Source organism: Pseudomonas sp. WHRI 8519 (genome assembly GCF_040224055.2).
GTDB classification, from domain to species: Bacteria; Pseudomonadota; Gammaproteobacteria; order Pseudomonadales; family Pseudomonadaceae; genus Aquipseudomonas; species Aquipseudomonas putida_X.
Genome location: NZ_CP167996.1, coordinates 3,148,603 through 3,172,001, shown reverse-complemented (window position 1 = coordinate 3,172,001; position 23,399 = coordinate 3,148,603). Strand labels below are relative to the sequence as shown.

Sequence of the window (23,399 nt, the reverse complement as noted above, 5' to 3'; positions counted from 1 at the left end):
CCGGCAAGGGGCAATGTTGCCGGAATATCAGTCGCTTACGTCACTGTCTTGAGCAATAACCCGCTTCTCTTCCGATAAGGCCGTTTGAATTCAAAGGACGTCGAAGAAGAAATGAAAGCGCACATGATGGCCGTAGCTCGAAAACTCATCTCGCCTTCGCTGCGTTACGAGATCAGAACCGTATCAAACGTGTTACGCGACATGCTGGGGCGGGCGTGCTTTTGGCATTGGGAGGTCGCCCGGTTCAGGCTGCAGCAGGAAAGCCCCTACGAGATTCTGTACATCGGCCGAAAGCAACAGCGTGAGATGGCCAAGCTGTTGATAGGCGGCAAGGCGCAGCAGCAGGCACCAAAACCCGAGGGCTCGGCGGGCAGCTTGCCCAGCCGCGTAGTCGTCAGTGAGTTACCCACCCTCGGTGCGCTGTCCGTTCCGCACTACCTGAGTGCCGTTGTACCGCTGGGGCGCTCGCTGGACGATATCACCGCGCGCTATGACAGTGAATTGCGTCGCAGTATCCGCAAGAACCGACCGCTATACGAGATGAGGCAAACGCTGGCTGATGACGAAATTGCGATGGCCGACCGTGATCTGCTGCGGCCGTATGCCAGCGCCCGGCAAGGCATTCATGCGGCGCAGTTTCCCACCGAGGAGGTGTTCCGCCTCGCCAAGGGGGTCGGCCGCCTGGACTTGATCACGTTGAACGGCGAGGTGGTTGCCTGCCACCTTGGTTGTGAGATAACCCGGGCGGGCAAGCGCTACTGGAGCACGTTACGTTTCGGTTACTGCGAAGCCGTGTTTTCCGATGCCAAGAAACTGCGTGAGGTCAACTCCATCACCACCTACATGGCATTGGAGTGGGCCTTGGCCAATGGCTTCGACTACTACGACATCGGCCTTTGTCTGGCGCGCCCGGACGATGGGTTATTGAAGTGGAAACGCCGGCGCGGGGGGGATATCGACTCACTCGGCAACCACGCTTACATGTTCATCCGGCTACCCAAGACGGGCGTGGCGCGTTTTCTTTGGGACACGCCGCTGTTTGCGGTCGAAGGCGACAAGTTGACGCTGCACCTCGGTTTACCGGAAGGGTCCAGTGATGAAGCGCTCGCCAGCCGCTACCACGAAATGGTGTTTGGCGGCTTGCACAAGATATACCTGTATGGGGCTAAAAGTTCGGGGGAATTGTTCTTCGAGAACTTGCGTCAACGCTATGCGAACTTGAAATCACCGCCCACGATGGAAAGGGTGTTTTCCAACTAACTTAGCGTCAAGGCCGGCCTGGATAAGGACGTTACTTTCGATCTTTTTTTGGCGCTCTTATAACAGGGGCTTTCCATGGGTAGCGATATTTCTAAGTTCAGTTCGACGCTGATCTCCAGCGACACTGCCTGGACACTGGCGGCCTACAAACACATGGCGAGAAAGCGGCTTGCCCGAAAAGCCGATATCGACATAAAAACGCGCGCGGTTAAAACCTGGGACATTGCACCCGGTGAGACCACCGTCTCCCCACCGGCGTTTTATCTGCCCAACCAGTTGGAGCGTGTGACCGGCTGGGAGGCCAAGCGGTTTTTCCCGCATGTTCACCCCGCCAGCACCATGCAAGGCGGTATTCGTACGCAGCAAGGCCCGACGCGGGGCTACCTGCTGAAGGATGTATGGCTGATTGACGGGGCTTTGTACAAAGACGATGCCACCCACTGGCTGTCGTTGAAGCCCAGCACCTTTCCGCGGGTAACGGTGGACTACGAAATCGAGCGCGGTGCCGTGTATTGCACGCAAAACGGCAACACGTGGTTCGGTACCTGGTTGATGGAAAATTGCCCGACCTACGCACTGGCGCGCAACGAGGGCATCCCTGTTACCACGGCACCGTCGGCCAGGTTTCCACTGTTCACTCAGGCCCCCGGTTACGAGGCATGGCTGGACATGCAACCCTTGCGCTTGCGTAGCGCCTTTTTCAAGGAGCTGGTGCTGTTCGATGACGTGAGCAACAACAGCAGCCGGCATCGGCGCTACCGCGCCATGGGCGACAAGTTGCTGTCGCATGTGGACCCTGTGACGCACCCCGGCGTGTTCATTCTGCGCGGCTGTGAAGGGGAGTTGCGGTTCATGCGCAATGAACTCGAGGTCGCCGAACACCTGCGCAGGCACCGAGGCTTTCGAGTCATCGACCCACTCAAATGCGATGTGCCGACCATCGTCGCGGCGTGCGCAGGAGCCAGGACGGTGATCGGCGTGGAAGGCAGCCAGCTGGTTCACGGCGTCAACGTACTGCGCTCAGGCGGCTCGCTGCTGACGCTGCAGCCGCCCAACCGCTTCGTCAGCTACTACAAGTACCTGACGGACCGTGACCATCAGCATTTCGGCTTTGTGGTCGGTATGCCGCAGGGTGATGGCTTCACGATCGATATCGATGAGGTCGAACGTACCCTCGATCTTTTCCCGTCATAAGCGTGACGCGAAGCGCAATGATTCGCACTGTTTCTCGTCTTTGAAACACATCGTTCAAGTCGCGCCTGGCTGTGTCTATCCGCACGCGAGCCATTGGGGGCCTAGATGAAAAACTCTTTTTTCCGCCATTTCAATGCGTTGCTACAGATTGGCCACCCTCAAAAAAGCCTGCATCTTCTGCATGTCGAAAATTTGACTAATCAGGGGGTGGTCGATTGAGATTTATTATGGTGTCGGAACGTTGACGTAATGGCATCGTGCCCATAAGCTCAAATCAACAGCGATTCATTCCTCCGCCAAAAAACCCATAATAAATTTTCCTCTTCGTAGGAGGGGACCATGCGCTCAACACTGTTCATCAAATCCATCTTTTTGTTGGTGTTATTGAGCGGGGCGGCACGGGCGGCTGACTCTTATATGAGCCAGACCAACATTGTTCCTCTGGCGACGGCAGGCTGGGTGTTTGCGTTTGCGGTAATCGGGTTTGTCGCAGTTGCCAACAGAAAGAAAATTTGAGGACGTTGCTATTACAAATACGAAGTACTTAACCGTGGTGCCAGTGAATTGACGCTAGATATGGGATGTTTAGGTCAAAGACGGGATCAGTCGCTTGTCAATTTTACAGCTGTTGCTATATTCCAGTAGCTGACGCCCCAGGCGCAAATTGGCAGTGGCAGGCGAAGCGGCATTGCGGTAACAGGGCCTCCTGGATGCTTGAGGCCGTCGCAGCGCGATAACGGCTGCGAAGTGGAGCGAGAGGTTTAGTGTCGTTCTCATTCAGTGCTCTTGAACCTGGGCCGCAAGGCCGGAGGGATCCCTGATGGCGCGTTTGCTGATTTCCATTTTCTGCGTATTGGTGGCTTGGTCCGGCAGCAGTGTTGCTGATCAAGGCAATTCGGCGTATCTGCTCAGCCCTGGTGACCGGGTGCTGATTTCGGTCTGGCAGGAGGACACCCTTCGCCAGGAAACCGTCGTACTGCCCGATGGCAGCATCACCTTCCCACTGGCCGGCCGCATCGATGTGGCCGGCCTGGACGTCACGGCGGTTGCCGCCAAGGTCACCGCCGGCCTGAAACCCTACCTGGCCGATCCCAACGTAAGCGTCGTCGTCACTGGCACGGCGGGCAACCTTGTGTATGTGCAAGGCAAAGTCATCAAGCCAGGGCCGGTGCCCATGGCAGGCCCTACGGCGGTGCTTCAGGCGCTGAGCATGTCGGGTGGAATGGACAAATTCGCCGACGAAAGTGCCATCAAGGTCATCCGCGGCAGCGGCCCCTCACAAAAGGTATTGCCGGTGCGCTACAAGGATCTGGTTTCTGGGCGCGACATGTCCACCAACTTCCAACTTCAGGCTGGCGATACGCTGGTCGTACCTTGACCCTTCCAATATATAAGAATCTCTAGTGCCTATTTTTAGACCAACGCATATTGCAACGGCAATGATGATGTTGCCGTTGTCTGGGGTGGTTCACGCCGCCATTTGGCAGTCTTCAGTCGTGGTGCCCACGTCTGTCGAGTACGACAGCAACCCATTGCTCCTGACGTCCGAGGAGGAAGGTGTGACGCGTACCATCATTGCGCCCGACTACAGCCTGATCGGTCAGTTCGACCGCGACCAGTTGCGTCTGGGCCTGGGTGTCAACGTGCTGCGCTCATCCGATCGGTCGATCGTCGATGACCGAGAAGACCCCAAGTTGAGCCTGGGGTGGCAGCGCGAAACCCAGACCGGAGGCTTCGGTTTGCTGGCGCGTTACGAGGAAAGCTCCACGCTGTCCGGTGCGGTGCAGGACACCGGTGTGGTCACCACCGACGGCACGCAGAGGATGTCCACGCTCGAGGGCAACTGGAGCAGTGCGGTGACCGAGCGCAGTACGCTGGCCAACGTCCTTACCTATTCGCATGCCCGTTATGACATCAGTTCGCTGACCGGTTACGACGAGTTGTACAACACATCGACGTGGACCTACGCCTGGAGTGAGCGCACCGACATCATCACCGGTTTCGACGCCAGGCGTTATGAGCCGCAGGACGATACCACCGCAGTGTCTTCCAACAGCTACAGCCCGAACATCGGCGTCAGGCACCGTTTTTCCGAACGGTTCGAAGGCGAGGTGCATGTCGGCGTCAACAAGACCACGGGGTCTGGCGGCGGGCGCCGCGGTGAAGGTGGCATGTCGCTGTTCTACCGGGGTGAACGTGCCGACGCCAGCTTCAGCGCTGAGCGCAGCACCGTAGCCAACGCCGAGGGCGGCTTCGCCGAGCTCGACATGGTGCGCGGCAGCTGGAGCTACCTGGTCACCGAGGTCGACCGCGTAGGTGTGGATGCCTCCTGGCAGGACAGCAAAGGGGTGTCGCCAAACACCTTGCAAACCTATGGCGTGTGGGCCAGCCGCGCATTCTCACCGGCCTGGGACCTGCGTTTTTCGTTGATGTACAAGCAGCGCCAGCAAGACGGCTTGCCCGATGCTGACGCGACCATTGCCGGATTGACGTTGACGTACAGATATCCCGACATCTGACTCTCGCACGGGTGGCCACCATGAAATCGGACTACGAGCTTTCCCTTAAAGATTACATCGCCATCATCAAGGACCGCGCCTTGTTGCTGGGGGTGAGCATCGTGGTCGTGATTGCGGCAACCATCGGGGTGGCCGTCACGGTGCCGCCCCTTTACCAGTCGACCGGCACCATCCTGGTGGAGTCGCAGCAGATTTCCCCGGAGCTGGTCTCGGCCAACAACAACAGTTTTGCCGATGAGCGTATCGAGGTCATTCGTCAGCGCGTCATGACCCGCGAGAACCTGCTGAAGATCATCGACAAGTACAATCTGTTCGCCGACAAGGGCAGGCAGTTCAGCGAAACCGACAAGATCGAGCAGATGCGCAGCGCCATCGCCGTGGCCACGCACAGTACCTATGTCAAAGGGCGTGGCGAGGCGACGGTCGCGTTCACGGTTTCGTACGAGGACAAGCGCCCTGAAGTTGCCAAGGAAGTGGCCGACGAACTGGTGACGCTGTTTCTCAACGAAAACATGAAGCAGCGCACCGAACGGGCAACCGAGACCACTGAATTCCTTACCCAAGAGGCGAACAAGCTGGGCGCCGAGTTGGCTGCACTCGAGAACAAGCTGGCGGATTTCAAGCAGGCGCACGCCAATGCCTTGCCTGAGAACCAGCAGTTGCGCATGAGCATGTTGTCGCGTTCGGAGCTGGAGTTCCGCGAGGTCGATCGTGACTACAAGGCCGCCCAGGAAGAGCTGCGTTACCTGGAACTGGAACTGGCGGCTGCCAATGCGGGGGTGCCCGCACAGGCGGCTGGCGGCAGGCCTGCCGCGGCGGACCAACCCCAGGACCTGGCCAGCCTCAAGGCCGAGTATGCCCGGCTGTTGACCAAGTACACCCCGGCGCACCCCGATGTGGTGGCCGTCAAACGCAAGATCGACCTGCTCAAGGCGTCGGGCGAGAAGGGGATCGCCGCTGCGGCGGCCATGAATCTCGACGCCGCCAGGGTACGCACCAAAATGGCGGCTACTCAGTCGCGCATCGCATCGCTTGCTGAACAGAAACGGCAGCTGACGGCCAAGATGGAAGGCTATGAGGCCGATATTCTCGAGGCTCCGCAGGTGGAGCGCGGCTTGGTCACGCTGATGCGCGACCATGACAACGCGCGCAAGAAGTACGAGGAAATCCGCAACAAGGAAATGGGCGCGAAGATCACCGAAAGCCTGGAGCAGGAAAACAAGGCCGAGCGCTTCGTGCTGCTGGAGCCACCGTTGATGCCGGAAAAACCGGTCAAGCCCAACCGCAAGAAAATTGTCGCATTGGGCCTGGTGTTGGCGCCGGCAGTGGGTGGCGGGCTGGTGATGCTGCTGGAAATGCTCAACCAGCGTATCCGCGGTGTCGGTGCCCTGGAAAGCGTGCTGGGCAAGCGCGTGCTGGTGGCCGTGCCGTACATTTCCACCCAGGCCGATGTAGCCAGGCGCCGCAAGTGGCGAGTGCTGCTGGCCATCGCCGGGTTGTTACTGATTGCTATGCTGATGGTGGTCGTCCATGTGTTCTACATGCCACTGGACCTCTTGCTGTTTAAAGCTATGGCTCGGTTTGAATAGGGAAGCGCAGCGATGGACAGAATTACGCCGGCTATCGGAAAGAACATTCATCAGGTTTCTCCCTCTCCCGCTGAAACGCCAAAGGCGCCGCTCGTGCCGCAGCAGCCCGAAGCCTTGGGGCAATTCGACTACGTGCAGACCAAGGTGGTGCCGCTGCGGGCGGAGCACCTGGAACGCAACCGGATCGTCTCCTACAACAAGAACTCGAACATGAGCGGGGCCATCGACCTGCTGCGCACGCAAGTGTTGCAGGCCATGGAAGAAAACGGCTGGCGGACGTTGGCGATCACGTCGCCGACACCCGAGGCGGGCAAGACGGTGCTGGCTGTCAACCTGGCCATGAGCATCGCCCACCACACCACCAAGACCGCATTGCTGGTGGACTTCGACCTGCGCCGACCCAGGGTTGGCAGCAGCCTTGGCCTGCCCATGGACAAAGCGCTGAATGAGCTCCTCAAAGGCGAGGCCTGGCTGGAAGAGGTTCTGGTCAACCCGACCTTGCCGCGGTTCGTGGTGTTGCCGACGCGCGAACCGATACCGATGTCCACCGAGATGTTGTCATCGCCCAAGGTCAACAGCCTGATCAGCGACCTGCGCGACCGCTACGACTCGCGCATCTGCATTTTCGATCTGCCACCGCTGTTGAGTTCCGACGATGCATTGACCGTCTTGCCGAAGTTCGACTGTGTGCTGCTGGTGGTGGCCAACGGGGTGAACAGCAAGAAGGACATCGAAGACTGCCTGCATCATCTGGCGACAGCGAACCTGATCGGGGCGGTATTGAACAAGGCGGATGAGCAACCGCGGCCTTACTACTGAGTCTTTGATCGCCGATGCAAGGAGCTGGCTGACCAGGCTTGCTCCTTGCTTGCGCTTGCTGTTGCGCTCACCTCATTGCCAGGGGTATTGAAGCTCCCATTCCCAGGCGTGCCGCACGATCTGCTCCAGTGAATCGAAGCGTGGCTGCCATCCCAGCACCCCCCTGGCCCGTGCAGCGTCCGCTACCAGCCTGGCCGGGTCGCCATCGCGGCGGGCTGCCTCGACCACGTTGATCTGCCGCCCGGTCACGACCCGGGCGGTGTCGATCACCTCCTGCACGGAAAACCCAAGGCCATTGCCCAGGTTGAACGCCGTGCTTGCGCCACCGGCCAACAGGTAATCCACCGCCAGCGCGTGTGCCGACGCCAGGTCGGCCACATGCACGTAATCACGGATACAGCTGCCGTCGGGGGTGTCGTAATCATGGCCGAACACAGTGATGGCATCGCGCCGGCCAGAGGCCGCCTGCAGGATCAAGGGGATCAGGTGGGTTTCCGGTTCGTGGCATTCACCCAGCAAACCTTCCGGGTCGGCGCCCGCCGCATTGAAGTAACGCAGGCACACCGAGCGCAACCCGTAGGCGCGGTCGAAGTCCTGAAGGATCTGCTCCACCATCCACTTGCTTCGCCCGTAGGGGTTGATCGGCACCTTGGGGTGCTGCTCATCGATGGGGATGTACTGTGGGTCGCCGTAAACGGCTGCCGTAGAGGAGAACACCAGGTGCTCGATCCCCGCTCGCACCATGGCATCGAGCAGGGTCAGCGTGGCAGCGACGTTGTTCTGGTAATACTTGCACGGGTCGCTGACCGACTCGGCCACCTGGATGAACGAGGCAAAATGGAAAACCGCATCGAAGTGGCAGTCGTCGAACAGGGCATCGAGCGCGTGCGTATCTGCGATATCCAGCTCGACCCATTCGATAGCGGGGCCGGTGGCCACGGTATCCGCTACCACCACTTCATGCCCGGCGGCCAACAGGTGCTTGACCATGTGTGAGCCGATGTAGCCTGAACCCCCGACAACCAAGTACTTCATCCAATCCTCCTGGAACAGAAGCAGCGTCGAATGCCTGGAATACAGGTCTGAATTGACTCTAGATGGCGATATGCCCTATTTCAAGAAAAGCCAGTTGGCCATGCTGCGGCCATTGAAACGGATGATGTAACGCCCCTGTTCGTAGCTCGACGCCAGCACCTGCTCCTGGCCGTCGGGCGTGCGGCCGTAGAGTTTCAAGCCTGCTGGTGCCTTGACGCTCAGGGTGCCTTCGAGCGGCTCGACGTGAAACGGGGTCATGTCGTCGGGCCGGGGCACGGCACGGGTACCCAGTGAAATCAGCAGGCTGCGCGACTGGTTCAACGGCTTGGTATCGAGGCTTTGTACTACCACGCTGGCATACGCGGTTTTCAGCTGCAGCTGGATGTCGCCAAGGTCCATGGCCTGGCCACCCAGCCAGCCGGTCGCGGCCTGGGTCGAGGGCGTGTCGATGGTGTACACGCCCCGTTGCCAGTTGCGCCGCAGTTGCCCGGTGTCGGTGACCGACTCGCGGGCGTTGGCATCGAGCAGTGACTGGTCCGGGTCGTGCAGTACCTGCGCATCGGCGGGAATGGTACTGGCCTGCAGCCACGGCAGTTGCGCCGTCTGGGGCATGGCGATCTGCAGTTGGCCCTTTTCCATGGCGGTGCGCAGCAGCACCGAGGTAGTGGGTGTGATCGCCCTGTTGAACAAGGTCTCTGCAGTGGGTGCGAAGACGTAGCGGGTTGTCGCCAGCTGCACGTCCTCGCGGCGGTAGAGCAGGGCGGCGGCAGGCAGGGTAGCCATCAGCGCCGGGTCGTTGTAGGCATTCCAGTTGTCTGCGCGGCGCCACTGGCTGAAAAAGGCCTGCTGGCTGTAGGCGTACTGCATGATGGCGTCCCAGCCCTGGTGGCTGGCCGTGGCAGCCACATACAGCGGCAACGAGTGGCGGTCAGGCAGCGGGAAGGGTTCGGCGTTCCACTCAGTGACCGTCATCGGCAGGCCCACCACCTGAGCGGCGCCGAGCCAGTTGATCAAGCCATCGCTGGTCAACGGGTTTTTCTCCAGCTGCCCGATGCCGCCATAGCTGTGGGCATCGATCACGTCACCGGTGGTCAGCGACGGCAGCGAGGACAAGCCGTTGCCCCCCCAGGTGCTGGTGGTGGAGATGGGGACCTTGACCCCGATGTTGCGCAGGTCAGTGATCATGTCGGCGAACACCCGGTGTTCCAGGTCGTTGAGAAACAGCTTCGAGGGCCCGTGCTCCCAGGCGCGCCAGGTCTTGTCCGCCGGCAGGTCCTGGCGGCTGGCGAACGCCTTGGCTTGGTCCATGTACAGCCGGCTGTGGCGGGGCACGCCTTTGTCCGGCAACAGCGCGTTGCCAAAGTGCTGGGTGATGTCGTTTTCGTTGGTGAGCAAAATGGCCGCGATGGCCGGGTCGTCCTTGTAGGCAAGCCCGGTATAGCGGTTGACGTGGGTCATGTAGCGCTCGGCGAAGCGCTTCATGGCCTGGGCAATGGTGACGTTGACGTAGGCATAGCCCTTCACGCCAGCGACGCCTTGCTCTTCGGGCAGCTCATCGAAGGCGTAGATGTTGTCGTTGGCGGTCAGGATGCGCGAGACGTTCATGTCGAGCCAGACATACACGCCTTCGTCCTTGAGGCATTTGATCCACCAGTCGATCTTCCTCAGCGATTCGGCGTCCAGTTGCTCGGTATTCTTGATCTGCGTGAGGTCGCCGAAGATGTTCGGGCTCACCCACGGCGAGTCATGGTGGTGCAGCCGTACCAGGTTGAAGCCCAGCGCCGACAGCCGCTTGGCCTGCGCCTTGATTTCATCGTCCGGTGTCTTGAACAGCGCATAGGCCGACAGGTTGGTGCCCCAGAAACGCGCCGGGGTGTTGTCGGCGAACACCAGTCGTTCACCCGAGGCTTTGACGAAACCACGCTTGCCGGCTGGTTTTTCCCCTGCGTTGAGAAACGATAGGTCCACCGGTGACGTGCGCCAGTCCAGCTGGTCGTCCGGCCATTGCGTGGGGTCGGCCAGGCCGAAGCGTTCGCTGGGCGTGGGGCCGATGGCGACGTCCCGGGTCACGGTCAGCGCCGCCTCGATCTGTTGGCGGCCAGGCAGAATCGGGTCGGTGTAGAAAAAGGTTCGCACCTGGCTGGTGTCGCCGCGCTCGAAATAGACCTTGGCCAACGGCGGATCGAAGCGCATTTCCACGTGCGGGCCTTCGCTGTTCTTGCCCCAGGCCCAGCCACGGTTGCCGGGCAACAGCACCGGATCGCCCATGTCCCCGGCGATCAGCGCGGGGTCGAAGCGCCAGACGATGCCACCGCCCATGACGTCGTCTTGCTTGCTCTGTGCCTGCAGGTCGAAGTGCCAGGTCAAGGTTTGCTCCTGGTCCTTCTGGATATCGGCCTTGAGGTCGAAATCAAGGTCCTTGTTCCGCCCCGTCAGGGTGTAGCGGTAAGGCCCCTGAACCTTGAGTGTGGGGTAGAAGCCCGTCCAGCTCCAGTCTGCCCCCCAGAAGTCGAAGCTTGAGACAAAGGCCGGGCCGCCGCCGCGCGTCAGGGTGGGCAGGCCGTTCTGTTCGTCGACACTGACAACCCAGTCCGACGCCATGCCGGCCAGCGGCAGCATCAGCAGGCCAACCAGTGCCGTTGCCCGGGCCAAGGGGCAGAATGAAGTGCCGGTCATTGAACTACCTCGGTTGCAGGGTGGCGTTGGCTGGGTGTTCGGCATCGGCAAAAACGTGCCTGCGTACCATCTGGATGTAGGCGATGCCGAGCCCGGCAATCGACCAGTACACCACCGGGATGACCGTGATGCTGCTGACCGTGAAAATGGTTACCAGAATGCCCAGCAATGTCGCCAACAGCACGCGGCCGAGCTGACGGTAAGGATCATTCCTGTCGGGGAAGGTGCGCATGCTCTTGTTGATGCCCATCAGCACGCAGGCGAAGAACGCTACGAACAGCCCCAGCCCCACCAGGCCGATCCGCAGCGCCAGGCCGATGTAGGTGTTGACGATGTCGATGATGCCTTCGCCCTGAATCATCGATTGCATTTCCGGCGTGTTGCGGAAATCGAACGAACCAAACAACGGGTAGCGCTGAATGACGATCCACGAATTGTCGAGCAAACGCTCGCGGTAGGTGATGTTCTCATTGTCCACGCTGCCGATGAACGGCAGCAGGTCGAGGATCTTGTCGCCGCCAGGCACGACGGTCAGCAGCGGAATGCTCAGCACCCCTGCCAGGGCGAGCAGGGACAGGCGCGTGACCGCACGCTTGCCCATGGCGATATACACGACAATCATCACTGCCGCGCCCACCCAGGGGCCGCGAGACAGGGGGGCAAACAGGCCGGCGGCCAGCAGCAAGGCCCCAAGGTTGCGTTGCAACTGGCTGCGCACAAAGCCCTGCACGAACAGGAACAGGCCAATCGCAACCGTAATCACATAGCCCAGGGCAATGGCCTGGCCGGCGGTGACGCTGGCACGCAAGGAACCGCCCCGGCTCAGGTAGCCCTTCATGCTCCATTCCACACCCAAGGCGTCGAGCAGGGCGTTGTACAGCAGCCAGTGGCGGGCGTACTCAGCCACCGCCAGCAGCGACAGGACCATTGCCGCAATGACAAAGGCCAGCATCGCGTCCTTGAAGTCGCTGAGCTCTCTCAGCCCGCGGCTGGCGACGTAGTAGGGCAGGAACACGTCGACATACAGGTACACCGCCTGGCGCAGGGTATCGGTAATCGTGGTCTCGCGCAGGTACAGCAGCCCCATCAGCAACAGGCTGGCGGCCAGCAGCTTGTCGGCCCACAGGCGGCCGAAACGCAGCGTGCCGCTCTGCTTGCTCAGCACCAGTGCGGCGGGAAGCAACACGCACAAGGTCAGGATGCGTTGATGGTTCAGCTCGATCAGGTAATTGACCACGCCAAACCCAGGCACTTCTTTCGAAGCGGGCGGAATGACGAACAGCAACAGGAAGAACAGCGCCATGGGGTTGCGCTCCCGGCGCCTGGCCGTGAGCAGAATGACGGCGGCAACGGCGGTGTAGATCCAGTAGCTGTGCGCGAAGAAGGCCACCAGTGTCAAGGCGAACCACAGGTTGCGGCGGCGCTTGAAATCGCCCTCGGCAATCAGGTCCGTCGCCGGGCTGCGCGCGAGAAAGAACACCACGCAAGCCAGGAACAAAATGACGATCAGCGCACGTAAATGTTCGGGCATGGGAGAGTTCACCTGTCCCTGGGTGGATGGGCACTAGCATCATGGCTAATTGAAACTATAGTGACTTCTAGCCATTCAGTCAGAGATTCAACTCATGCCGTCGATTGATGTGCAAGCACCTGCCAGTCTGCGCAAGCGTGCCATGGGCGCAGGCGCATGGAACCTGGTCTCGCTGGTGGCCTCGCAGGTGCTGCGCCTGGGCGGCAACCTGATCATGGCGCGGATACTGCTTCCGGAAATGTTCGGGGTCATGGTCATTGCCACGACCGTTTCTGTGCTGTTGCACCTGCTGTCCGATGTCGGCCTGCGGCAGAACATCATTCAAAGCCACCGCGGCGACGACCCCTTGTTCCTCAACACCGCCTGGACGGTGCAGATCGTGCGCGGCTTCACGCTGTTCACACTGACGCTGCTGCTGGCCCTCGGCGCCTGGTGGGCGCAAGTGGCCGATCTGTGGCCGGCGCATTCCACCTATGCTGCCCCAGAGCTACCGCTGGTGCTGGCGGTGACCGGCATTTCAGCGATCATCTGGGGGTTCCAGTCCACCAAGATAGACGTCGCGGTACGCGCCTTCCAGCAAAAGCGCGTGGTGCTGATAGAACTCGCCTCGCAGGTCGTCGGGTTGATCACGATGCTGGTCATCGGGTATTTCACCCGGTCCATCTGGTCTCTGGTGATCGCCGGGCTGGCCTCGGCACTGGTTGGCACGCTGCTGGGCCACTTCGCCTTGCAAGGCCCGCACAACCGGCTGCAATGGGACCGTGCAGCGCTGACTGAACTGATCGTGTTCGGCCGCTGGATTCTGCTGTCTTCGATGGTCGGGGTGCTGGCGATGTATGGCGACCGCATCTGGTTCGGCGGCACGATGACGGTGGCGCAGCTTGGGGTGTATTCCATAGCCGTGCTGATTCTGGGGTCGATCCAGACCGGCCTGCTCAAACTGGTCGGGTCAGTGGCGCTTCCGGCCTTCAGCGAGGCGGCCAGGGAAGGTGACCATGCGCGGCTGAAAAAACTCTACTTCCACTTCAGGCTGCTGGTCGATCTGGTCATGCTGTTCCTGTGTGGCGGCTTCCTGACCGCCAGCCCACTGCTGATCGGCTGGATGTACGATGATCGCTATGCCGACGCAGGCCCAATGCTGGCTATTCTGTCGCTGTCGTTCTTCACCTTGCGCTATACCTTGGCACATCAGTTGTGGATTGCCTTGGGCCATACCAAGTACCAGGCCATGGACAACATCATCCGGCTCGTCTCGTTGTGGACACTGATACCGTTGTTGCTGTTCATAGGCGGAGTGAAGTACGCCATTTGGGGTGCCGCGCTGCATACCTTCCCGACGCTGGCACTGATTGTCTATGTCAATTCCAAGCTGAATATCTGGAGTTTCAAGCGTGAACTGGTAGTGCTACCGATGTTGGCGGTCGGTGCAGTGTGTGGGTTGCTGATCACGCGCTTTTTCGAATGGCTCTGAAGCCTTCCCGGCAGGCTGCTCAATAAGAAACCGGGCTAGATAAAACCAACGGCATAGGTCTTGTGATCATGGGGAAGCTACAGTTTCTTGGTCGGCAATTGGGTCGTCGCGGCTTTCTTCGCAGTGGGGTAGTGCTGGGGGCCGGCGTAGCCGTTTTCGGTATTGGCGCCCGGGTAGCGCGCGAGCCTGCGCAAAAGGGCGGGTTCGTCGTGATCAACGGGTGGGTCTTGCCTAGCGAATACTTCAAGGACAGTCGAGCATGATCAAGGACTTCCAGGCTGAGAAGACCCTGCGCAAGGCCTACGACGTGTGCATCATCGGTGCCGGCCCGGCCGGCATCACCCTGGCCCTGCAATTGGCGCAGGCGGGGTGGAGCGTGGCGCTGCTCGAAGGGGGAGGGCATGAGTATGAACCACGCTCGCAGAACCTCTACGCCTGCAGTTCGACCGGCCTTGAGCTTTATGCCGAACAGACGCGCCTGCGTTACCTGGGCGGCACCTCCAATCATTGGGCAGGCCGTTGCCGCCCGTTCACGGCTTCGGATTTTGCCGTAGCACCGCCGGTGGGCCTTCCGGGCTGGCCGATCGATTATGCGCAGATCGAGCGCTACCTGCCGGCGGCCATGGCGATCGTCGACTTGCCGCACGGGGCTGATTTCAAACCCGAGAACACTGGCCTGAACGGGGGCGAATTCGACGCTGATTGTTTTCTGCTGAGCCCGCCAACACGGTTCGCGCAAAAGTATGCGTCGGCGCTCACAGAAACGCCTGGGCTGGAAGTGTTCATCAACTGCAACTGTGTCGACCTCGAATTCGATCAGGCCTCAGGGCAGTTGCAGGCAGCGGTAGTGTGCGATTACGACAAACAGCGCGAGCGTGTCGTGGCCAATCAGTTCGTCTTGGCGATGGGGGCGATCGAGAACGCCAGGCAATTGCTCAACAGCGCTTCGCTTGTGAAGGCGGGGGTGGTGAAAAAAGAAGGCCTGACCGGACGTTGCCTGATGGAACACCTGAACATCGACCTGGGCACCTTCATTCTCAAAGATGGCGTGGGCACCGAGCAACGCCAGTATTACACCACCGATGCATTCGTCGCTGAGTACCAGGCCGGCAAGGGCAATGTCTCTGCTACGGTACTGGCCGATGTGCAGACCTACGGTAGAACGGCTGAGGTCAAATACTTTCTGGAAAACCTGGCGTGTCAGATGGGGCTGGCCAGCAAGATCGAGTTCGTCGCCAAGTTCAGCTGCCCCGGCGATGGCGTGCTGACCACGATGATCGAGCAGTTCCCGGATGCGCAAAGCCGGCTATCGCTGCTCGACGAAAAAGACGAGCTGGGCGTTGCCAAGGTCAATGTCAATTGGGTGCTCAGTGCCACCGACAGGCATACCATCAAGTGCATCGGCGCGGAACTGGCCAAGCAGTTCGCCCAGGCGGGACTGGGCTTCATCAAGCTCAACGATTATGTCTATGACACCGAACTGCCCTTGAAACTGTCGCCCCATGCCCATCACATGGGCACGACACGCATGGCGGCATCCCCCGAGTTCGGCGTGGTCGACGCCGACTGCAAGGTGTTCGGCAGTGAAAACCTCTATGTAGCGGGCAGCAGCATTTTTGCTACGGGCGGCGCCTCGAACCCGACGATGCCGCTGTTGCAATTCGCCCTCAGATTGGCCGACCACCTCGATACGAAAATGAGGGCGGCCAGTGGCGCGATGGCTTGAAGGGATGAGCAACGTGGGGAAGGGTTGAGTGCGACAGGGTCAGCATGAACAAGAATGAGACCGGTTCGCCTCAGGGACAGTCCAGGACCGCTAGAAGTGCGAGGGTAGCAGAATGATTGGATGGATACGCAATGCCATGACGCAGTATGTCTACTCAACAGGACGGGGAGGTTCGGCTTACAAGAAATTCTGCAACCCCACACCCTTGGAGTGGGGCACCTACCTGGCACGGTGGGGCAAATTCCACTCGGTGGGCAGCAATGTGTATATCAACTGCGGCTGCAATGTAACCGACCCCACGCTGGTGCGTATCGGCAGCAATGTGGGCCTGTCGGACTGTACCTTGATCGGCCACGACGGTGTGGTTGCGCTGATCGAGATCTGTTACGGCAAGCACCTGGATTCGGTCGGCTACATTGACATCAAGGACAACTGCTTCGTCGGGCATGGCGCGATCGTCATGCCGCGCGTGACCATCGGGCCTGACTCGGTGGTTGCCGCCGGGGCAGTCGTCACCAAGGATGTACCGCCTGGCACGGTAGTCGGCGGTAACCCGGCCAGAGTCATCTGCACCACCGAAGAGCTGATCACCCGGGTCGAAGCGCGTTGCAATGCCTACCCCTGGATCGAAACGGTCAAGCAGCGCAAAGGCGCTTACGACCCGACGGTAGAACCTGCACTGGCGCGCCAACGCAGCGAGTATTTCTTCGGAGACGGCAGCAATGGATAGAAAACCCGTCGATGTGATGGTCGTCAATTTCAATACCGCATCGTTGCTGCAGCCGATGTTCGATGCGCTGCGCCAAGCCGGCAGTGAACGGTTGGCCAGCTATCTGGTAGTGGACAACGCATCCGTCGACGATTCGGTGCAGCGCCTGGCCGAGGTCTGCCCCGAAGCTGTGCTGCTGAGCAACACGCACAATGTCGGTTTTGGCCGCGCCAACAACCAGTTGCTGGCGCACCTGCAGGGCAAGTACGCGCTGTTGCTCAACACCGACGCTTTCGTCGCTGCCGACAGCCTGCAGAAAACCATCGATTACATGGACGCGCACCCGGACTGCGGCGTGCTGGGCGTGCGCCTGGTGGGGCGCGATGGTGATCTGCAGCCCAGTTGCAGGTACTTCCCCACGCCCTTGAATGTGTTTGTCGCGCGTACCGGGCTGGGGCGCTTTTTCCCCGGGGTGAAGATGGTCGACGAGATGACCTGGGACCATGCCTCGGTGCGTGAATGCGACTGGTTGCCGGGCTGTTTCTACCTGGTGCGTCGTGAAGTGCTCGATCAGGTGGGCCTGTTCGACCCGCGCTACTTCCTTTATTACGAGGAAGTCGACCATTGCAAGCGGGTCAAGGATGCCGGATGGAAGGTGGTGTTCTACCCGCATACCACCGTCGTGCACATCGGCGGGGAGAGCTCCAAGTCGGTCGCCGAGCTGGAGGCTGCGAGCCGGCAGATCTCCAGCTACCAGATCGAGAGCGAGCTGCTGTACTTTCGCAAGCACCATGGCGTGCCGGGCCTGATCCTGCACATGGTGCTGGTAAGCCTGGGTGACCTGGTGCTGGCGCTCAAGGCACTGCTCAAGGGGCGAGGCTGGGGCGCGATAAAGGCCTGTTGGCTGCACACGCGCGCCACCTGGTCGCTGTTGCTCAGGACCCAGTTTGCCAGCCAACCCACACGGTAGGTGAAGCCATGTTCCAGAACATACGCGCGGACTTGCGTGCACACGGTGGAGATTGGGGGGCCCAGGGCTTCTGGGTGCTGGTGGTCTATCGCTTTGGCCGTTGGCGCTACGGGGTGCGGCCGGCGCTTCTGCGCAAGCTGCTGTCGTTTGTCTACAAGGTGCTGTTCAAATTCGTGCAGATCATCACCGGCGTCGAGTTGCCCTGTGAAGTGGTGATCGGCCGCAACTTCGTCATCGATCATTTCGGCGGCATCGTCATCAGCGGCTATGCGCGGTTCGGCGATGACTGCCGGATCCGCAACGGTGTGGTGGTTGGCCTGAAGAACGTCAATGAACCGATTGCGCCCATCTTTGGCAACAACGTCGATATCGGCGCCGGGGCCAAGGTGCTGGGCAACATTCGCATCGGCAACAACGTCGCGATCGGCTCCAACGCGGTGGTGCTGATCGATGTGCCGGACAACTCACTGGCCGTGGGCGTACCCGCGACCATCAAGGCGAGAAAACCCAGCGAAGCGATGGAGTTCACATGAGCCAGGCAATGGCTGACCGTACACGGGGTGGTTTGATCAAGCGTTGCGAGTGAGGTCCAGGGTGACAGGCATTGGCGTAGTGGTTATCGGCCGTAACGAAGGCCTTCGTCTGGAGCGCTGCCTGGCGTCGTTGGCAGGTCGTGCGGACAAGGTGGTGTACGTCGACTCAGGTTCCACGGATGGTTCCGTGCAACGGGCATCGGCCCTGGGTGTCGAGGTGCTGACGTTGGACATGAGCAGACCTTTCACGGCCGCGCGTGCACGCAACGAGGGCTTCGCCTGCCTGCAAAGGGCCCTGCCTGCCGTGCGCCTTGTGCAGTTCGTCGATGGCGATTGCGAAGTGGATGCCGGCTGGCTCGCCACGGCGCGAGCCTTTCTCGACGCCCACCCGCAGGTGGCGGTGGTGTGTGGGCGGCGCCGCGAGCGCTTTCCCCAGCACTCGGTCTACAACTGGCTGTGTGACCTGGAGTGGGACACCCCGGTGGGTGAAACCAAGGCCTGTGGCGGTGATGCGCTGATGCGTGTGGATGCCTTCGTGGCCGTCGCTGGCTATCGCTCGGCGCTGATCGCCGGGGAGGAGCCCGAGCTGTGCGTGCGGCTCAGGGCGGCGGGCTGGAAGGTCTGGCGCCTGGCTGCTGAAATGACGTTGCACGATGCCGCCATGACACGCTTCGGCCAGTGGTGGCGGCGCAGCGTACGCGCAGGCTACGCCTATGCCGAAGGTGCCTGCCTGCATGGGGCGCCGCCGGAACGGCATTGGCTGCGTGAGTCACGCCGTGCCTGGTTGTGGGGCCTGGGCATTCCACTGCTGGTTGCACTGGCAAGCGTCTGGGCGGGCCCGTGGGCACTGTGGTTGCTGCTGGTCTACCCCTTGCAGATGCTGCGCCTGGCGCGCCGTGGCGGCAGGTCGGCGCGGGAAAACGCAGTGCAGGCGGCCTTTCTGGTGCTGGGCAAATTCCCGGAGATGCTGGGCCAGATGAGGTTTGTGCTGAACAGGTACACGGCCGGCAACCCGGCGTTGATCGAGTACAAATGAGATGCCTAAGATGCTCGGATCGTTAGCCAAAAGCGTCCTCACCTTGCAACCGGGCTACTCGCTGCGGGCGCTCAACAACAAGTACAAGCTGGGCGCAGCCATGATCAGGCAGTGGCCGGACTTGCGCACCTTCATGCAGCGCATGTCCGCTGCGCTGGGCAACGAGCGCTTTGCCCGGCTAGGCGTGGACTGCATCGGGGTGGTGCAGTGGCCATACATCAGCAAATGCTGGGATGCCCGTGAGCGGCTCGATGTGGTGGCCTCGCACTATGAGGTGGTCGTCAGCCAATTGCCGGCACTGTTGCTGTTGGGGCGCGAGGAACGCCGAGTGGTCTGTGACCTGTCGGCCTACTCCAAGGATTGTGCTCTGGTGCTGGATCGGCCGATCTGGTTCAAGCGTGAGGGGGAATTGGTGATCAACCTGTTCCAGGCTGACCTGCGCGTGGCGTCGTTGGCGTTCACCCTGTGCCGCACAGAGGGCGAGTTGTGCCTGTTCATTGGCGCCGTGCAAGGTATTCATAAAGGCATCGACAGCGAAACCTCCCTGAACATCTACCGCGACCTGACCAAGGATTTCGAAGGGTTGCGCCCCCGAAGCTTTCTGCTCGAAGCCCTCAAGTGCCTGGCCAGAACGGTCGGGGTCGCGCGCATCCATGCTGTCGGTGATCAGTGCCGGCACCACCGCCACCCCTATTTCGGGGTTGATAAGGCTCAGGACCTGGCAGCCAACTATGATGTGATATGGCAGGAGAGCGGTGCCGAGGCGTCGCTGCGTGAGGGCTTCTTCGAGCTCCCCCTGGCGCCTGCCAAGCGTAATCTGGAGGACATCGCGCCGAAGAAACGCGCCATGTACAGACGCCGCAACGCGCTACTGGACGACGTTTTCGCCAAGATAGAAGCAGCACTGCCCGGCACCACCACGCAAACAGCGCTGCCGTTGCATCCTCAGCTAGCCTGTAGTCAGTGAGCCACAGCATGAGGTAAAGGTCAGGGCGTCGCCGAAGCGGCCCGACCCTATCAGTAAACGGATTTCGATTTGGGGGCGTATGCGCATTGCTTATTTCATCAATCAGTATCCCAAGGTCAGTCACAGCTTCATTCGTCGCGAAATTCTGGCGCTCGAACGTCAAGGCATGGAGGTTCAACGCATCGCCCTGCGGGGTTGGGACGCCGAGTTGCAGGACGATGAAGATATCGCCGAGCGGGGCAAGACCCGCTACGTGCTGCAAGGGGGCCTCAAAAGCCTGCTCAAACCGATGCTGCAGGTAGCGCGCGCCGAGCCGCGGCGTTTCCTTTCAGCGTTGCGCCTGGCGTTGAGCATGGGGTTGCGCGCCGATCGAGCCTGGCCTTATCACCTGGTCTATCTGGCTGAAGCGTGCCGTGTCGTGCAGTGGCTGAAAAGCGCTGCTGCGGAGCACGTGCACGCGCATTTCGGCACCAATTCCACCGAGGTGGTCATGCTGGCCAACACCCTCGGTGGCCCCCGCTACAGCTTCACCGTGCACGGGCCGGAGGAGTTCGACAAGCCGCAATTCCTGCACATGGCAGAGAAGGTGCGCCGCGCCGCATTCGTCGCTGCGGTGAGCTCGTACGGGCGCAGCCAGTTGTTTCGCTGGGTGGCCCATGAGCACTGGGTCAAGGTGAAGGTGGTGCATTGCGGCCTGGAGCGCAGTTTCCATGAAGGCCCGGCCATCGCGCCCCCGGCAGCGCCGCGGCTGGTATGCGTAGGGCGCCTGTGCGAGCAGAAGGGCCAGCTGCTGCTGCTTGAAGCCGCCCGGCGCCTGTTCGCCGACGGGGTGGCGTTCGAACTGGTGCTGGCCGGCGATGGTGAAATGCGTGAGCAGATCGACGCGTTGATCGCCCGCCATGGTTTGCAGGGCCAGGTGCGCGTCACGGGCTGGATCAGCAGCGCCCAGGTCCGGGAAGAAATCCTTGCTGCCCGCGCGCTGGTGCTGCCGAGTTTCGCCGAAGGGCTGCCTGTGGTCCTCATGGAGGCCATGGCCTTGCGTCGTCCGGTATTGACGACCTTTGTCGCTGGCATCCCCGAGCTGGTTCGGCAAGGGGAAAACGGTTGGCTGTTCCCGGCAGGCGAAGTGCAAGCGTTGGCCGAGGCCATGGCGGATTGCCTGGCGCAGCCTGCCCAGGCCCTGCAGCAGATGGGCCAGGCTGCCTACGAGCGCGTGCTCCAGCGTCACGATATCGATACCGAAGCGGCCAGGCTGGTTCGCTATTTCAAGGCAATTGCATGATTACTTTATTGAGTTGGCTGTTAGGCATCGTGGCATTGCTTGTGCTGCTGCCGGTGCTGGTGCTGTTGGTCCAGGTGCTGTTGGCTTGCCTGCCGGCGCGGCCGGAGCCACAGCTCAAGGGCGCACGGCCACGGGTGGCGGTGTTGGTACCGGCGCACAACGAGGCGCTGGTCATCGCGTCTGCACTGGCGAGCATCGCCGGGCAATTGCGCGAGGGCGACCAGTTGCTGGTGGTGGCGGACAACTGCAGCGACGATACCGCCGCATTGGCGCGGGCTGCCGGTGCGCAGGTGATCGAGCGTCAGGACCCGCACCTGCGTGGCAAGGGTTATGCGCTGGACTACGGCGTACGGCATCTGGCGCACAACCCGCCGCAGGTGGTGCTGATCATCGACGCCGATTGCCAGGTGAGCGCCGGTGCCGTCGAGCGCCTGGCGCACAGTTGCGTCGAGTCTGGCCGGCCGGTGCAGTCTTTGTACCTGATGCATGCACCTGCAGGCGCTGGGCTGAAAGTGCAGGTCGCCGAATTCGCCTGGCGCGTGAAGAACCTGGTGCGCCCGCGTGGATGGGCTCGGGCAGGCTTGCCGTGCCAGTTGATGGGGGCGGGCATGGCGTTCAGTTGGCAGGACGTGACAGCGGCCAACTTGGCGACCGGCCACCTGGTCGAAGACATTAAGCTGGGCCTGGAGCTGTGCCGCGATGGCAAACCCCCGCTGTTCTGCCCGGCGGCCACTGTCACCAGCCAGTTCCCGACCAGCCAGGAAGGCCTGAACAGCCAACGCACCCGCTGGGAGCATGGCCATCTGGGGTTGCTGCTGACGGAGGGCCCCGGGTTGATCCGCCGCTCGCTGGCGCAGGGTAACTGGCCTTTGCTGGCCATGGCCGTGGACCTGCTGGTACCGCCCTTGGCGCTGCTGGCCTTGGCCATGGTGGTGGTGTTCAGCGTGGCATGGCTGGCATTTGCGGTCCTCGGCATTGTACTGCCGGCAGTGCTTGCCACCATCAACCTTGCGCTGTTGCTGGCCGCGGTGGTGTTGGCCTGGTGGCGCTTCTCGCGTGAGGTGATCCCGTTTTCCGTATTGCTGTATGCGCCGTTCTACGCGGCGAGGAAGATTCCCCTGTACCTCGGTTTTCTGCTCAAGCGCCAGGTTGAATGGGTGCGCTCGAAACGGGATGACAGCTGAATGGACGCATGGCCTTGGGTGCGACGCTGGAAGACGATCATCGACAAGCTGCGCGTGGTCGATGACGCCGCTGATGAGCGGCAGGTGCTGCAGGCACTGAGCGCGCCGCGCACGGCCACGGTGTTGGGCTTCGTCAATGCCCATGCCATGAACCTGGTGGCTGCCAACGCCGACTACTGCACCGCGCTGGCGGCAGCGGACGTGCTGCTGCGCGACGGGTCGGGCATCGCGATACTGTATCGGCGCCTGGGGCTGGCGCCCGGGCTGAACATGAACGGCACCGATTTCATTCCCGAGTTGCTGGCTGCGTTCAACGGCAGGCGGGTAGCGTTCTGGGGCACCCAGGAGCCGTACCTGAGCCGGGCCGCCGACCAGGCCGAAGCGCTTTACGGGGTAAACGTCGTGTCGCTGCATGACGGCTTTGCCAGTATCGACACCTACATCGACCTGGCGCGGCAGCAGCAGCCGGAACTGATCGTGCTGGGCATGGGCATGCCCAAGCAGGAGAACGTCGCAGCGCGCCTGGCTGAATTGGGCAGGCCCTGCCTGATCGTCTGCGGCGGAGCGATCCTGGATTTCATGGGCGGCAAGGTCACCCGGGCGCCGGACTGGTTACGCCGCTTGGGCGGCGAATGGGTGTACAGGCTGAGCAGGGAGCCCAAGCGGCTGTTCGTGCGCTATGTGGTTGGCAATCCGCTGTTCCTGCTGCGGGCGTTGCTGTTCGGCAAAGCGACCCTGACAGGGCCGTGAGCGAGGCGGATTGAGCCCCGCACTGCCTGCCGGGTACTGCTACAGTGATATCAGGCGGCGCGGGGAGTCGTGGCAGCTTTTTTGACTGATCTGGTGTTGGATCTAAGGTTGGTTGTATCGCACGGGTGTAATGGCAACAGGTGGGTCA

General features: G+C 61.2%; 20 protein-coding genes. 17 read left to right on the top strand and 3 right to left on the bottom strand.

Going from position 1 to position 23,399, the window contains the following annotated elements:
- The first annotated feature begins 111 nt into the window (after nt 1-111).
- From ABRP30_RS14555 to ABRP30_RS14525, 7 genes are all read left to right on the top strand, one after another.
- Nucleotides 112-1,260 (top strand): hypothetical protein, encoded by a 1,149-nt coding sequence (locus ABRP30_RS14555; protein WP_349975655.1) that lies wholly within the window; start codon nt 112-114, stop codon nt 1,258-1,260.
- A 75-nt stretch (nt 1,261-1,335) separates the two neighbouring features.
- Entirely contained in the window at nt 1,336-2,454 is a 1,119-nt protein-coding gene (locus ABRP30_RS14550) for a glycosyltransferase family 61 protein (RefSeq protein ID WP_349975654.1), read from the top strand.
- Between the two features lie 339 nt (nt 2,455-2,793).
- The gene (eppA, locus tag ABRP30_RS14545) at nt 2,794-2,970 is read left to right on the top strand and encodes an EPS-associated small membrane protein EppA (protein WP_012314771.1); all 177 of its coding nucleotides are present in this window, start codon (nt 2,794-2,796) and stop codon (nt 2,968-2,970) included.
- Between the two features lie 304 nt (nt 2,971-3,274).
- A complete protein-coding gene (locus tag ABRP30_RS14540) occupies nt 3,275-3,832 on the top strand; it encodes a polysaccharide biosynthesis/export family protein (RefSeq protein WP_241803679.1) in 558 nt (185 codons plus the stop codon).
- A 25-nt stretch (nt 3,833-3,857) separates the two neighbouring features.
- Nucleotides 3,858-4,973 carry a hypothetical protein gene (locus tag ABRP30_RS14535; RefSeq protein ID WP_267816404.1) on the top strand — a complete coding sequence of 372 codons (1,116 nt, stop codon included), beginning with the start codon at nt 3,858-3,860 and terminating at the stop codon, nt 4,971-4,973.
- A gap of 20 nt (nt 4,974-4,993) precedes the next feature.
- Entirely contained in the window at nt 4,994-6,562 is a 1,569-nt protein-coding gene (locus tag ABRP30_RS14530; RefSeq protein WP_349975653.1) for a Wzz/FepE/Etk N-terminal domain-containing protein, read from the top strand.
- Between the two features lie 12 nt (nt 6,563-6,574).
- Nucleotides 6,575-7,381 carry a CpsD/CapB family tyrosine-protein kinase gene (locus ABRP30_RS14525; protein WP_241803674.1) on the top strand — a complete coding sequence of 269 codons (807 nt, stop codon included), beginning with the start codon at nt 6,575-6,577 and terminating at the stop codon, nt 7,379-7,381.
- Nucleotides 7,382-7,453: 72 nt separating this feature from the next.
- Here the strand turns inward: ABRP30_RS14525 and galE are convergent, their stop codons facing one another.
- The 3 genes from galE to ABRP30_RS14510 all read right to left on the bottom strand — a co-directional run bounded on the left by galE (nt 7,454) and on the right by ABRP30_RS14510 (nt 12,623).
- Nucleotides 7,454-8,416, bottom strand: coding sequence for a UDP-glucose 4-epimerase GalE (galE, locus tag ABRP30_RS14520; RefSeq protein WP_241803672.1), 963 nt, complete (start codon nt 8,414-8,416; stop codon nt 7,454-7,456).
- A 75-nt stretch (nt 8,417-8,491) separates the two neighbouring features.
- Nucleotides 8,492-11,092, bottom strand: coding sequence for a glycosyl hydrolase family 5 (locus tag ABRP30_RS14515; RefSeq protein ID WP_349975652.1), 2,601 nt, complete (start codon nt 11,090-11,092; stop codon nt 8,492-8,494).
- 4 nt (nt 11,093-11,096) lie between these two features.
- Nucleotides 11,097-12,623 (bottom strand): O-antigen ligase family protein, encoded by a 1,527-nt coding sequence (locus tag ABRP30_RS14510; protein WP_349975651.1) that lies wholly within the window; start codon nt 12,621-12,623, stop codon nt 11,097-11,099.
- Nucleotides 12,624-12,717: 94 nt separating this feature from the next.
- On the opposite strand from ABRP30_RS14510, the gene ABRP30_RS14505 reads away from it, so the two are divergent.
- From ABRP30_RS14505 to ABRP30_RS14460, 10 genes are all read left to right on the top strand, one after another.
- Entirely contained in the window at nt 12,718-14,094 is a 1,377-nt protein-coding gene (locus tag ABRP30_RS14505) for an oligosaccharide flippase family protein (RefSeq protein WP_349975650.1), read from the top strand.
- Between the two features lie 259 nt (nt 14,095-14,353).
- Nucleotides 14,354-15,820 (top strand): FAD-dependent oxidoreductase, encoded by a 1,467-nt coding sequence (locus ABRP30_RS14500; RefSeq protein ID WP_267816392.1) that lies wholly within the window; start codon nt 14,354-14,356, stop codon nt 15,818-15,820.
- A 112-nt stretch (nt 15,821-15,932) separates the two neighbouring features.
- Nucleotides 15,933-16,550, top strand: coding sequence for an acyltransferase (locus ABRP30_RS14495; protein ID WP_267816390.1), 618 nt, complete (start codon nt 15,933-15,935; stop codon nt 16,548-16,550).
- Nucleotides 16,543-17,499: a glycosyltransferase family 2 protein gene (locus tag ABRP30_RS14490; RefSeq protein ID WP_241803661.1), complete on the top strand. Its 957-nt coding sequence runs from the start codon at nt 16,543-16,545 to the stop codon at nt 17,497-17,499. Before ABRP30_RS14495 ends, ABRP30_RS14490 begins: the two co-directional genes overlap by 8 nt.
- 8 nt (nt 17,500-17,507) lie before the next feature.
- The gene (locus tag ABRP30_RS14485; RefSeq protein WP_241803660.1) at nt 17,508-18,032 is read left to right on the top strand and encodes a serine O-acetyltransferase; all 525 of its coding nucleotides are present in this window, start codon (nt 17,508-17,510) and stop codon (nt 18,030-18,032) included.
- A 61-nt stretch (nt 18,033-18,093) separates the two neighbouring features.
- A complete protein-coding gene (locus ABRP30_RS14480; protein WP_241803657.1) occupies nt 18,094-19,068 on the top strand; it encodes a glycosyltransferase family 2 protein in 975 nt (324 codons plus the stop codon).
- 10 nt (nt 19,069-19,078) lie between these two features.
- Entirely contained in the window at nt 19,079-20,035 is a 957-nt protein-coding gene (locus ABRP30_RS14475) for a VirK/YbjX family protein (RefSeq protein ID WP_267816386.1), read from the top strand.
- Nucleotides 20,036-20,114: 79 nt separating this feature from the next.
- Nucleotides 20,115-21,317 carry a glycosyltransferase family 4 protein gene (locus ABRP30_RS14470; protein WP_267816384.1) on the top strand — a complete coding sequence of 401 codons (1,203 nt, stop codon included), beginning with the start codon at nt 20,115-20,117 and terminating at the stop codon, nt 21,315-21,317.
- A complete protein-coding gene (locus ABRP30_RS14465; protein ID WP_349975649.1) occupies nt 21,314-22,501 on the top strand; it encodes a glycosyltransferase family 2 protein in 1,188 nt (395 codons plus the stop codon). The genes ABRP30_RS14470 and ABRP30_RS14465 overlap by 4 nt, the downstream gene beginning before the upstream one ends.
- Nucleotides 22,502-23,251: a WecB/TagA/CpsF family glycosyltransferase gene (locus ABRP30_RS14460; RefSeq protein ID WP_349975648.1), complete on the top strand. Its 750-nt coding sequence runs from the start codon at nt 22,502-22,504 to the stop codon at nt 23,249-23,251.
- Nucleotides 23,252-23,399 lie beyond the last annotated feature (148 nt).

Excerpts from the sequence above, each read along its gene's own strand:
- ABRP30_RS14475 (WP_267816386.1), top strand. The coding sequence starts at position 19,079 with ATGCTCGGATCGTTAGCCAAAAGCGTCCTCACCTTGCAACCGGGCTAC.
- ABRP30_RS14550 (WP_349975654.1), top strand. The coding sequence starts at position 1,336 with ATGGGTAGCGATATTTCTAAGTTCAGTTCGACGCTGATCTCCAGCGAC.
- ABRP30_RS14485 (WP_241803660.1), top strand. The coding sequence starts at position 17,508 with ATGTTCCAGAACATACGCGCGGACTTGCGTGCACACGGTGGAGATTGG.
- ABRP30_RS14460 (WP_349975648.1), top strand. The coding sequence starts at position 22,502 with ATGGACGCATGGCCTTGGGTGCGACGCTGGAAGACGATCATCGACAAG.
- ABRP30_RS14500 (WP_267816392.1), top strand. The coding sequence starts at position 14,354 with ATGATCAAGGACTTCCAGGCTGAGAAGACCCTGCGCAAGGCCTACGAC.
- ABRP30_RS14505 (WP_349975650.1), top strand. The coding sequence starts at position 12,718 with ATGCCGTCGATTGATGTGCAAGCACCTGCCAGTCTGCGCAAGCGTGCC.
- ABRP30_RS14470 (WP_267816384.1), top strand. The coding sequence starts at position 20,115 with ATGCGCATTGCTTATTTCATCAATCAGTATCCCAAGGTCAGTCACAGC.
- ABRP30_RS14495 (WP_267816390.1), top strand. The coding sequence starts at position 15,933 with ATGATTGGATGGATACGCAATGCCATGACGCAGTATGTCTACTCAACA.
- eppA (WP_012314771.1), top strand. The coding sequence starts at position 2,794 with ATGCGCTCAACACTGTTCATCAAATCCATCTTTTTGTTGGTGTTATTG.
- ABRP30_RS14465 (WP_349975649.1), top strand. The coding sequence starts at position 21,314 with ATGATTACTTTATTGAGTTGGCTGTTAGGCATCGTGGCATTGCTTGTG.
- ABRP30_RS14515 (WP_349975652.1), bottom strand. The coding sequence starts at position 11,092 with ATGACCGGCACTTCATTCTGCCCCTTGGCCCGGGCAACGGCACTGGTT.
- ABRP30_RS14555 (WP_349975655.1), top strand. The coding sequence starts at position 112 with ATGAAAGCGCACATGATGGCCGTAGCTCGAAAACTCATCTCGCCTTCG.
- ABRP30_RS14540 (WP_241803679.1), top strand. The coding sequence starts at position 3,275 with ATGGCGCGTTTGCTGATTTCCATTTTCTGCGTATTGGTGGCTTGGTCC.
- ABRP30_RS14525 (WP_241803674.1), top strand. The coding sequence starts at position 6,575 with ATGGACAGAATTACGCCGGCTATCGGAAAGAACATTCATCAGGTTTCT.
- galE (WP_241803672.1), bottom strand. The coding sequence starts at position 8,416 with ATGAAGTACTTGGTTGTCGGGGGTTCAGGCTACATCGGCTCACACATG.
- ABRP30_RS14530 (WP_349975653.1), top strand. The coding sequence starts at position 4,994 with ATGAAATCGGACTACGAGCTTTCCCTTAAAGATTACATCGCCATCATC.
- ABRP30_RS14510 (WP_349975651.1), bottom strand. The coding sequence starts at position 12,623 with ATGCCCGAACATTTACGTGCGCTGATCGTCATTTTGTTCCTGGCTTGC.
- ABRP30_RS14490 (WP_241803661.1), top strand. The coding sequence starts at position 16,543 with ATGGATAGAAAACCCGTCGATGTGATGGTCGTCAATTTCAATACCGCA.